Below are 3651 nucleotides of genomic sequence, written 5' to 3'. Positions count from 1 at the left end.
CCTGTTCATCCAGTTGATTAAACAATGGGGCTTCTGGGTTCCAGTTGCTTCTGGTCAGCCAGCCCACAACGACAGTCGCCACCACAGGCATCCATGAAAAGGGTTGGGGTTGATATGAGTCTTTCTGGAATGCCAGAAGCAGTTTGTAGCCTATGACTTCATTGGAGGCATAGAGCAGCTGCCACGTAACCGACTCAACAACCGTTGTCAGGCTTTCCCAGGGGCCTTTTGGCCTGGAGGGCTTATCATCCGGTGGCGTGTCTGAGCCTGAATAGCTGTTTGTGTTGGTTATTTCTGTCGGTTTGCCTTGCAAAGGTTCCATCTCAATCATTTGCATTGTAGACAATGTGGGCATCTCAGGCTTTATAGAGAAATTCTGGCTTGGCGAACCCGTATGGTGTTCAAGCTCAACGATAACAGTGTGAGTCTGCGACTCGGCCAGACAGACGAAAGATACGAAAAGCAGTACGTGGAAAAGTAGACTTTTAATGGCTCTACCCTTTGCTGTTCTTGATATGACAGGTGGTAAGGATAGACAAAAGGAAGTGTGAAAGATTTCTCAGAACTTGGAGGGCTGCACTGAGCAAAAAGTCGCCGCGAAGCGGCCTACCTTGAAAGATAGTGTCAGCCGTCTCATTGTCTTTCGCAGCTTCTCTTAACTTTCGGGTTTTGCTGAGAATGTAACGTTTTTCCTGCTCTACCGCCAGAATGACAATGATGAAAGAAAAGAAGGCATTTATGGCGGGAATATTCGTACCGAGGCAAGCCAGTGCAAGTGTAAAAGACAACATACCAATAACAGTATTTAAAAACATGAACCATTGTTCAAGCTCGTCGATGATAGCGTCCAGGTCCAATCCATTGATAATAATAGCTTCGTCAGGCTTGTTCATTCAGTTCCAGTTTCTTCCAATATGAAATGAGCCTGAAGGAAAGCCGTGTTTCCAACATAAAATGAGCCTGCAATCTCAGCACTGTCGTTCATGATAAGGAGATGAAAGTCATCATGAACACTGCCTTTATCAAAACTCTGGAAGACGTGAAAAAATTCCTCTCACAGACTCTCGGTCTGGAGCCCGGCTGGGAGTCAAAGGATGAATGCTATCACTGGGTTGAGCAAACGCTCAGCCACTTCAAATACCGATCGCAGAGCAAAAAGGATAAAGGCCTTATACGACGCTACCTGATGGTGGCCAGCGGCTACTCAAGAGCACAGATCACCCGGCTGATTCAGCAATATATTGCCAATACCAGCGTAAAAAGGCGTCAATGCACGTCCAACGGGTTCCGAACCCGGTTCACCAAAGTCGATATCAGGCTGCTGGCTGAAACGGATCGGTTACATTGCGACCTCAATGGCGTAGCGATCAAGAAAATCTGAGAGCGTGCCTATCTGCAAGGCAACCAGCGCTATGAGAGACTGTCAACCCTGTCAGTCTCTCATCTTTATAACCTGAGGAAATCTATCACTTATGAGCGAAGAAGAGGGTATAAAGACAGCACCAGAGCGACCCAGAGAGCCATTGGCATACGCCGTCAACCTGACCCGCAGGGGCAGCCCGGCTTTTTATCCGTGTGGACACAGTACACCAGGGTGATAAAGACGGCGTTAAAGGACTTTACCATATCAATGCTGTGGATGAAGTGACCCAGTTTGAAGTGGTTTGCAGTGTTGAACAAATCAGCGAACGATACCTGGTTCCGGTGCTTGTAGGAATGCTGGCAGGCTTTCCATTCAAGCTACAGGAATTCCATTCAGATAATGGTTCAGAGTTTATCAATCATAAGGTGGCTAAGCTTCTGAACAAGCTGAATATCCAACTCAGTAAGTCCCGTTCCCGACATAGTACAGACAACGCTCTGATGGAAAGCAAAAACGGTTCTGTCATTCGAAAACAACTGGGGCACGCCCATATTCCGCAACATCATGCCAAACGGTTCAATCAGTTCGATGGCGACTACCTGACACCATACCTAAATATCACCGTCCCTGTTTTTATCCTGAAATCAGAACAGACAAAAGAGGCAAGGAAAAGAAGGTCTATCGATACGAAAACATGATGACACCTTATGAGAAATTCCTGTCACTGAAGAAGCCAGAGCAGTACCTGAAAGAAGGTGTCACCCTGAAGCAGCTGGAGGAAAAAGCAACACTTATGACCGATAATGAAGCTGCCAGGCAGCTACAACTTGCAAGAGAAACTTTGTTTAAATCAGTCTATGAACGGCCTGCTGAGCATAGGTAGTAACACCTGTCTTTAGGCTCATTTCAGGATTGGAAAATACACTCCTTTCATGAAATATTCGGGCCAGCTCGCATCATGAGCTATAAATAAGACTCTCAAGGAGAGTAAGGTGAGTCGGGAATGGTAATAAAACTCAGAAACGACAGTACCATTTAAAATCATTGGAAAGATAAATAAAACGCGTTTATTTCAGTGAGGTTATTTAGTATGAGACCAATGGCTGGGCTATTAAGTGGTTTCGTTTTTTTTCTCATGCTGTCGCCAATGTCTGGGGCTCAATCATTTAATTGCAGATTAAGCAATAGCAATAAGACCCCCTGCCCCACCTTAATTTGTCCAGACAATGACATCGTGATAACTTGCGATGTTGGAGACACATTAGGTCATACAGTCTGGGGCTTTCCGGCAGGCACTTGCAAAGATGAAAATAACGAAATAATTCTTCTTCAGTTTGCACATGCAGACTGTGCAGGAAATACTAATTCCAGATGTCCCGGTTTTACTGCAGTTAATCTTGTTTCTGATAATAATGCGAATTGTTCTGTTTCTACACTTACTATCGATACAAATAGTGTCGCTGATGGAATCCGCATAGAATGTATTAATGTCCCTTTTATAGGTTCTGAAATCACTGTGGGCAATGTCTCATTAGAAAAATGGAGTGATGATCAACGTGTGGTTCGTAATGCTGACCCTGCAACATTTAACTCTAACCATTTTAATCTGGTGTGGCAAAATGGGATTCTGGAGGATCAGGTTGATCAGTATGAATTGGGAATCATACCGCCGGTTGAAAACTGCAATTCAAGCTGCATAGTGAATGGGACAGTTGGCAATTTTAACTTTACCGGCCTTGATCAGGAGAGTTATAACCTGACACTGACTTTTAATGACCCCTGCAACAAACCACATAATGAGTTTCTCCATATCTCTTATGTTCCCGATCCGGGCAGTTCTGTCATTTCAATTGTTATGCCTTCGAACACCTCCGAAATTGAAAAGACGGGCAATAATCACTGGTTTATCATAGGCCCTGCTGTTGGCGGCACCGTGCTTGTGGCCACTGTTGTAGGGGTGACGATGGTGATAACTGCTGCTGCCTACAGGCATCACCAGAAGGTACAGTTGAAGCGTGCTGCTGCAGTCGCAGCAGCAGCCGCAGCAGCCAATAACCCTAGCCTTATCGCCGCTGCCGGAAACTGGGTTGTAAAGAATATAGCGAGCTTTTTTGTTACTAAAAATCAACCCTAAGGAATAGTCCCGAAATAACTTCCGTATTTTATCGGTTGAGCGTAAAACCCCGTACTTTGAGTGCGGGGATGTAAGCTCGTCGGCGATAGCCGACTAATGCGGTGTTCTCTGCTGCTGAACGTACTGTTTGATGACTTCTATAGGAGCGCCACCG

At 45.4% G+C, this 3651-nt stretch carries 6 protein-coding genes; 4 read left to right on the top strand and 2 right to left on the bottom strand.

The features are described from left to right. Together ACR2PX_RS03580 and ACR2PX_RS03575 are read right to left on the bottom strand one after the other, a co-directional pair. On the bottom strand, positions 1-346 hold a 346-nt coding region (locus ACR2PX_RS03580; protein ID WP_433997990.1), incomplete at its 3' end, for a hypothetical protein. Between the two features lie 148 nt (positions 347-494). Then, a complete protein-coding gene (locus ACR2PX_RS03575; RefSeq protein ID WP_433997989.1) occupies positions 495-893 on the bottom strand; it encodes a hypothetical protein in 399 nt (132 codons plus the stop codon). 113 nt (positions 894-1006) lie between these two features. On the opposite strand from ACR2PX_RS03575, the gene ACR2PX_RS03570 reads away from it, so the two are divergent. The 4 genes from ACR2PX_RS03570 to ACR2PX_RS03555 all read left to right on the top strand — a co-directional run bounded on the left by ACR2PX_RS03570 (position 1007) and on the right by ACR2PX_RS03555 (position 3497). Beyond that, positions 1007-1381: a hypothetical protein gene (locus tag ACR2PX_RS03570; RefSeq protein WP_433997988.1), complete on the top strand. Its 375-nt coding sequence runs from the start codon at positions 1007-1009 to the stop codon at positions 1379-1381. A 194-nt stretch (positions 1382-1575) separates the two neighbouring features. Beyond that, positions 1576-2061: a DDE-type integrase/transposase/recombinase gene (locus ACR2PX_RS03565; protein WP_433997987.1), complete on the top strand. Its 486-nt coding sequence runs from the start codon at positions 1576-1578 to the stop codon at positions 2059-2061. Further along, positions 2058-2246, top strand: coding sequence for a hypothetical protein (locus ACR2PX_RS03560; protein ID WP_433997986.1), 189 nt, complete (start codon positions 2058-2060; stop codon positions 2244-2246). The genes ACR2PX_RS03565 and ACR2PX_RS03560 overlap by 4 nt, the downstream gene beginning before the upstream one ends. Positions 2247-2453: 207 nt before the next feature. Further along, positions 2454-3497: a hypothetical protein gene (locus ACR2PX_RS03555; RefSeq protein WP_433997985.1), complete on the top strand. Its 1044-nt coding sequence runs from the start codon at positions 2454-2456 to the stop codon at positions 3495-3497. Positions 3498-3651 lie beyond the last annotated feature (154 nt).

This window comes from Endozoicomonas sp., assembly GCF_051008435.1.
Classification (GTDB): domain Bacteria; phylum Pseudomonadota; class Gammaproteobacteria; order Pseudomonadales; family Endozoicomonadaceae; genus Endozoicomonas_A.
This window is presented reverse-complemented; position numbering and strand designations above follow the sequence as displayed.